This window comes from Iocasia fonsfrigidae (genome assembly GCF_017751145.1).
Lineage (GTDB): Bacteria > Bacillota > Halanaerobiia > Halanaerobiales > DTU029 > Iocasia > Iocasia fonsfrigidae.
In genome coordinates this window covers 3919917-3926493 of record NZ_CP046640.1, presented here as the reverse complement: position 1 = coordinate 3926493, position 6577 = coordinate 3919917, and the positions used below count along the sequence as shown (strand labels likewise).

Here is a 6577-nt window from a genome sequence, read left to right as displayed (position 1 = left end):
AAAAAAACCCCCTGAAATATATATAATTATATAGTAAAAAAGAATAATTTTAAATAGTTATTAACAATTTTGTGGATAAGTATTTGTTTTATCCACAGGAATAAGGTAATTAAATTAGCCCTAAATAAATTAATATGGCTTAATTAATTTAATAAAATGTGGATAAATGATAAAATTATCCACAGACAACCACCTTTTTGGAATTGTTATCAACAAAATGTGGATAAAAACACTTGTTTTGTGGATAACTTATAGTTAAAAAGGGAATAATTACAGTATTAAAGAGTGGTGATAAAACTAACAATCTGTGGATAATATAAATTATTAAGTTGTTAATCAAATAAAAAGGTATATATGTATGTTTGAAAATCATCTGAATAATTAACAGCATGTTAATAATATAATAACAGATATCTATTTGATTATCAACAGTTTTAAATTATATTAGATCCCCTGTGAATATAAATGATCCTTGACTCAATTTGTTAAATAACATATAATAAACTGTGTAATTATAGCTATAATAATACATTAATGTTAGGTTTTCTGGTAAAATAGTTATAAATATAATCTGTTGGGGGGTTTTTCTTATTTGTGGAGAGTTTGAAAAAAAATAAAGATTTTAGCAGGGTTTATTCCAGGGGAAAATCTTTTGTAACATATAATCTTGTCTTATATTATTATCCCAATAGATTAGATTATAATAGAATTGGTTATTCTATTAGTAAAAAAATTGGTAATGCTGTTGTTAGGAATAAACTAAGGAGAAGATTAAAGGAAATTACTAGATTAAATTCCAGTGTTAAAAAGGGTTATGATCTTATTTTTATTGCCCGTAAACCGGTTATTAATTTACAATATTCAGGGTTAGAAAGAGATGTTATTAAACTATATAAAAAAGCTGGTATATGGGATAAGCCTTAAAAAAGAAGGAGATAATGATAATGATAATGAAAAAAATTTTAATTATGTTAATAAATATTTATCAAAGGATAATATCTCCTTTACTGCCTAAAAGCTGCCGTTTTTATCCAACATGTTCTGCATATTCTAAAGAGGCGATATTAAAATATGGTGTTTTCAGGGGTTGTTTATTAAGTATCAAGCGGATAGTCAGGTGTCATCCCTTTAATAAAGGTGGATATGACCCTGTAGAATAGGAGGAATTAAAATGGGTTGGTTAACAGATATAATGAGTGAGGCTTTACTTTTTATAAATGGATTGGTTAATAATTATGGTTTATCGATTATTATTTTTACAGTAATAATAAGATTATTAATGTATCCCTTACAGGCTAAACAAACGAAATCAATGAAACAGATGCAGGATTTACAACCTAAGATGAAGGAGATACAGGAAAAATATAAGGATGATAAACAAAAACAACAGGAAGAATTAGCTAAATTATACAAAGAAAATAATGCAAACCCAATGGCAGGTTGTTTACCAATGATAGTAACTATGATCATAATCTTCCCTTTATACAGATCAATTTATGGTCTGGATATGGATAATACAACATTTTTATGGATACAAAACCTGGCTCAACCTGATATAGCACTGGTTATTTTAAATGGTTTAGCCATGTTTGGTTCAACATACCTGACACAGCAATTTACAGCCAGTTCATCTCAGAATACTACGATGATGTATATTATGCCGCTTTTTATAATCTTTGTTGGTTTTAAGTTGCCAGCGGGTGTTTTAATCTACTGGTTTACTCAAACTGTACTTCTCTCACTACAACAATATATTATTTATAATAGTCCTGATGAGAAGGAGGTAGTGAAAGAATAATGAAGGTTATTAGGCAGGAAGGTAAAACTATCGATGAGGCCTTAAACCTTGCTTTGGATAAATTACAGATAAGTAAAAATGAAGCTGAGGTTAAAGTATTAGATGAAGGTTCTAAAGGGATCTTTGGTATTATAGGCAGTAAAAATGCTGTAGTAGAAGTAAAGCCTAAAGTAAATCCCATTAAAGTCGGTAAAGAATTTTTAGATGAGATTTTTAAAAAAATGCCTTTTGAAGCTGAAATATCTGTATTAAAAGATAAAACAAATGATGAGCAGGTATTATATAATATAAGTAGTAAAGACCTGGGTATTATTATAGGACATAGGGGTGAAACCCTTGATGCGATACAATATTTGACTTCTTTAATTGTTAATAAATCAATAGAATCCTATTACCGTGTTTTAATAGACGCTGATGGTTACCGTGATAGAAGGAAGGGTACCCTGGAGAGACTAGCCAATAAATTAGCCCGTAAGGCATTATCAACAGGTCGTAAGGTAATGCTTGAACCCATGCCTCCTCATGAACGGAGGATTATTCATATGACTTTACGGGGGGATGAGCGGGTTAATACCTATAGTGAGGGCAAAGAACCCTACCGGCGGGTAATGATAGTTGCTGAGGAAAAAACAGCTAATAAGAAGGATAATAATTAAAATTACTGTTAACAATAAGCCCAGTAGGATATCCTGCTGGGTTTTACTTTGTTTAAGTGAGGTGTTAAAATGACATTATTGAATACAGAGACGATTGCTGCTATTTCTACACCTTTTGGGTCGGCAGGTATTGGTAAGATTAGAATGAGTGGTCCAGAAGCTATTACAATAGCGGCATCTCTATTTAAATCAGTAAAAAAAGAAAAGGACTTAAGAGAGGCAGCAAGTTATACTGCACATTACGGATATATTGTTGATTCTAAATCAGGTAAAGAGGCTGATGAGGTTATTTGTATTATTATGAAAGGGCCCCATTCATTTACAGGAGAAGATGTTGTAGAGTTAGATTGTCATGGTGGTATGGTTCCTTTACAGAGGGTTTTGGATATCCTTTTACAAAATGGTGCCAGATTAGCAGAACCGGGGGAGTTTTCCAAAAGGGCTTTTTTAAATGGACGGATAGATCTTGCTCAGGCCGAAGGGATAATGGAAGTAATTAATTCTAAAACAGAGAAAGGACTGGATGTAGCTTTAAACCAGTTGGGGGGTAAATTATCATCACAGGTGGGATTATTGAAAGATAAAGTAATAGAACTTATGGCTTATCTGGAAGCAGCTATAGATTTCCCCGAAGATGAGGTTGAAGGGTTTAAATCAAAAGAACTGGGAGATAAATTGTATTCTATCAGGGATGGAATAAAGAAACTACTGGAAACCAGTAGACAGGGAAAGATATATCGTGAAGGAATAAAAACAGTTATTGTTGGTAAACCAAATGTAGGCAAATCTAGTTTATTAAATACCTTGCTTGAAGAAAAAAGGGCTATTGTTACCGATGTTCCGGGGACTACCAGGGATATTATTGAAGAATTTATTAATATCAAGGGGATTCCTCTAAAGATAATTGATACAGCTGGTATCAGGAAGACAGAGGATCTTGTAGAGAAGATTGGGGTTAAGAAAGCAGAAGAAACCCTTAAAAAAGCAGATTTAATTTTAATGATGATTGATATTAGTCAAGGATTAACAGAGGTTGATTTAATGATTTATCAGTTAATTAAGGAAAAACCATTAATAGTTATTGTCAATAAAACTGATCTCCCAGCCAAAGTTAATTTTTCTAAACTACGGAAGGAATTTACTGGTCACCCCCTACTTGAGATTTCTATAAAAGAAGATCAAGGACTTAATGAATTAAAAGAGGCTATTATAGATGAAGTGCTTGATGAAGAATTAAAGAGTGATGAAGAAGTATTTATAACTAGAACAAGACATAAAAATGCCCTTGAACATTCACTCCAGGCTATTAAGCGGGTAATAAAGACCTATCAGAAAAAACTACCTTATGATTTTTTTACAATAGATTTAAGGGATTGTTTAATGGGATTGAGTGATATTACGGGTGAAACCCTGGCAGATGATATAATTGATAGGATATTTAAGGACTTTTGTCTAGGCAAGTAATTTACTAAGTAAATTGGAGGGTTGTTATATGAGTAAAGAAATTTATCGATATCCCCTGAAATATGATGTAATAGTAATTGGGGCTGGTCATGCAGGTTGTGAGGCTTCACTGGCTCCGGCTAGAATGGGTTTTAAAGTCCTTACTTTAACAGTTAATCTGGATCATGTTGCCTTTATGCCTTGTAATCCCTCATTAGGTGGTCCCGGGAAATCACATATTGTCAGGGAAATAGATGCCCTGGGGGGAGAAATGGCCAAAAATATGGATGAAACTATGATTCAGATCAGGATGTTAAATACCAGAAAAGGGCCAGCTGTTCATGGCTTACGTGGTCAGGCTGACAAGAAAGAATACCATTTAAGGATGAAAAGAATCATGGAACGTCAGGATAATCTGGATTTAAAACAGGGTATAGTTGAACAGATTGTTGTAGAAAATGGTGAGATAAAAGGGGTAATAACCAAAACAGGTATCTTCTATTCAGGAAAAAAGATTATTATTACTACAGGTACTTTTCTTAAAGGAAGGGTTATTATCGGTGAAGCAACTTTTAATGCTGGTCCTAATCAGCAGTATCCTGCTAATAAATTATCAAATTCCCTTAAGAAGGAGGGCCTGGAATTAAGGAGATTTAAGACCGGTACACCTCCCAGAATTAATAAAAATACCCTTGATTTTTCTAAAATGCAGGAACAGAAGGGTGAGGAAGGGTTGAGATTTTCTTTTGATAGTAATCATAAGATTAAGGAACAGGTTTCTTGCTGGTTAACCTATACTACAACAGAAACCCATCGTATTATAAAAAAAAACAAGCATAGAGCGCCCCTTTTTAGTGGTGCAATAGAAGGGGTAGGTCCTCGTTACTGTCCTTCTATTGAGGATAAAGTAATACGTTTTCCAGATAAGGAGAGGCATCAGCTCTTTTTAGAGCCAGAAGGACTCTCTACAGATGAATATTATGTCGCTGGTTTATCAACCAGTCTGCCATTGGAGGTACAGCTGGAGATAATTAGCACTATACCAGGTTTGGAAAATGCAGAAATCATGAGACCTGCTTATGCAATTGAATATGATTGTCTTAACCCAACAGAACTTAAACTTACTCTGGAAACAAAGAAGATAAGGGGACTCTATGCTGCTGGTCAAATAAATGGAACTTCTGGATATGAAGAAGCTGCCGGTCAGGGGTTGATAGCAGGTATAAACTCTGTATTGAGTTTAAAGGGTGAAGATCCTTTAATTTTAAATAGGTCACAGGCTTATATAGGTGTTCTAATAGATGAATTAGTAACCAAGGGGACAAATGAGCCTTATAGGATTATGACTTCAAGGGCAGAGTATAGATTGTTATTAAGACAGGATAATGCTGACCAGCGTTTAACCCCAATTGGATATAGGTTGGGATTGATATCAGAAGAGAGGTATAAACTTTTTGTTAAGAAAAGAGAGATGGTTAAGGAATTATTAGGGATTTTAAACAATACACAGCTTAACCCTACAGAGGATGTTAGGAAAAAATTAAAGGAATTAGGGAGTGGTGATCTGGCTAAGCCTGTTAGTCTTGAAGAAATATTGCGCAGACCTGAAATTAATTTTAGGGATTTAGTGTATTTTACGGATAAAAATCTAGATTATCCAGTTGAAGTAAGTGAACAGGTAAGTATTCAAGTTAAGTATCAGGGCTATATTGAGAGACAAATGTTACAGGTTGAGCAGTTCAAAAAGATGGAAAAGAAGTATATACCTGAAGATATTGATTATAACAGTCTTAAAAATCTGAGATTGGAAGCACGTGAAAAACTTAATAAAATCAGACCGAGGTCTATTGGACAGGCTTCCAGAATATCAGGGGTATCACCAGCAGATATATCAGTCTTAATGATTTATCTGGAACAGTTACAAAGGAGCAAAAAAAAGTGAAGAAAAGTATTTTTAAAGAAAAAATGACTAAAGGTATAACAGATATGGGACTGGAATTTACAAATATACCAGTAGATAGACTTTGGGTATATACTAATTTATTAATATCAGAAAATAAAAAATACAATTTAACAGCTATAGTAGATTATGAAGAGATAATTAATAAACACTTCCTGGACTCCCTTGGTTTTTTTCAGTTAGGGAGTTTTAGGAATGAAGACTATGTGATAGATGTTGGAACTGGTCCAGGTTTTCCAGGGATGGTTATCAAGATATTTTTTCCGCAGATTTCTTTAGTATTACTTGATGCCAATAAAAAAAAGGTTAGGTTTTTGCAATTGCTTATTGAACATTTGCAAGTCGATAATGTGGAAGTAATTCATGGCAGAGCAGAAGACTTGGCTGATAAATCCTCTTATCGAGAGAGATTTGACTTTGTTTTTTCAAGGGCAGTTGCTCCTTTAAATATACTGGCTGAATATACCCTGCCTTTTGCTAGGGTAAAGGGACAGGTTCAGCTTTATAAAGGCCCTGATTGTCAACAGGAGATTGAAGAAGGTGCAGGAGCAGTGATGACACTAGGTGGGATTATTAATAATGTTAAAAAAATTAAGATACCATCTTTAACAGGAGAAAGATATATTATAAATATAGAAAAACGAAAAAAAACACCAGTTAAATATCCCCGCAGGGCAGGTATTCCAAAAAAACGTCCGCTTTAGGCAGGAAAAAATTTAG

Annotated in this window: 7 protein-coding genes; all 7 read left to right on the top strand. The window is 33.5% G+C overall.

The window, feature by feature from the left end; genetic code table 11:
- Nucleotides 1–594: 594 nt before the first annotated feature.
- The 7 genes from rnpA (at nucleotide 595) to rsmG (ending at nucleotide 6561) form a co-directional block, all read left to right on the top strand.
- A complete protein-coding gene (gene rnpA, locus GM661_RS18870) occupies nucleotides 595–924 on the top strand; it encodes a ribonuclease P protein component (RefSeq protein ID WP_230868190.1) in 330 nt (109 codons plus the stop codon).
- Nucleotides 925–950: 26 nt separating this feature from the next.
- Nucleotides 951–1160, top strand: a complete 210-nt coding sequence (yidD, locus tag GM661_RS18865; protein ID WP_125987091.1) for a membrane protein insertion efficiency factor YidD — start codon at nucleotides 951–953, stop codon at nucleotides 1158–1160.
- Nucleotides 1161–1171: 11 nt separating this feature from the next.
- Nucleotides 1172–1798 carry a YidC/Oxa1 family membrane protein insertase gene (locus GM661_RS18860; RefSeq protein ID WP_125987089.1) on the top strand — a complete coding sequence of 209 codons (627 nt, stop codon included), beginning with the start codon at nucleotides 1172–1174 and terminating at the stop codon, nucleotides 1796–1798.
- A complete protein-coding gene (gene jag, locus GM661_RS18855; RefSeq protein ID WP_230868189.1) occupies nucleotides 1798–2454 on the top strand; it encodes an RNA-binding cell elongation regulator Jag/EloR in 657 nt (218 codons plus the stop codon). The genes GM661_RS18860 and jag overlap by 1 nt, the downstream gene beginning before the upstream one ends.
- A gap of 69 nt (nucleotides 2455–2523) precedes the next feature.
- A complete protein-coding gene (gene mnmE, locus GM661_RS18850) occupies nucleotides 2524–3918 on the top strand; it encodes a tRNA uridine-5-carboxymethylaminomethyl(34) synthesis GTPase MnmE (RefSeq protein WP_230868188.1) in 1395 nt (464 codons plus the stop codon).
- 28 nt (nucleotides 3919–3946) lie between these two features.
- On the top strand, nucleotides 3947–5839 hold the full coding sequence (gene mnmG / locus GM661_RS18845; RefSeq protein ID WP_230868187.1) for a tRNA uridine-5-carboxymethylaminomethyl(34) synthesis enzyme MnmG: 1893 nt from the start codon (nucleotides 3947–3949) through the stop codon (nucleotides 5837–5839).
- Entirely contained in the window at nucleotides 5836–6561 is a 726-nt protein-coding gene (gene rsmG, locus GM661_RS18840) for a 16S rRNA (guanine(527)-N(7))-methyltransferase RsmG (protein ID WP_230868186.1), read from the top strand. Before mnmG ends, rsmG begins: the two co-directional genes overlap by 4 nt.
- The last annotated feature ends 16 nt before the right edge of the window (nucleotides 6562–6577 follow it).

Excerpts from the sequence above, each read along its gene's own strand:
- yidD (WP_125987091.1), top strand. The coding sequence starts at position 951 with ATGAAAAAAATTTTAATTATGTTAATAAATATTTATCAAAGGATAATA.
- mnmG (WP_230868187.1), top strand. The coding sequence starts at position 3,947 with ATGAGTAAAGAAATTTATCGATATCCCCTGAAATATGATGTAATAGTA.
- jag (WP_230868189.1), top strand. The coding sequence starts at position 1,798 with ATGAAGGTTATTAGGCAGGAAGGTAAAACTATCGATGAGGCCTTAAAC.
- mnmE (WP_230868188.1), top strand. The coding sequence starts at position 2,524 with ATGACATTATTGAATACAGAGACGATTGCTGCTATTTCTACACCTTTT.
- GM661_RS18860 (WP_125987089.1), top strand. The coding sequence starts at position 1,172 with ATGGGTTGGTTAACAGATATAATGAGTGAGGCTTTACTTTTTATAAAT.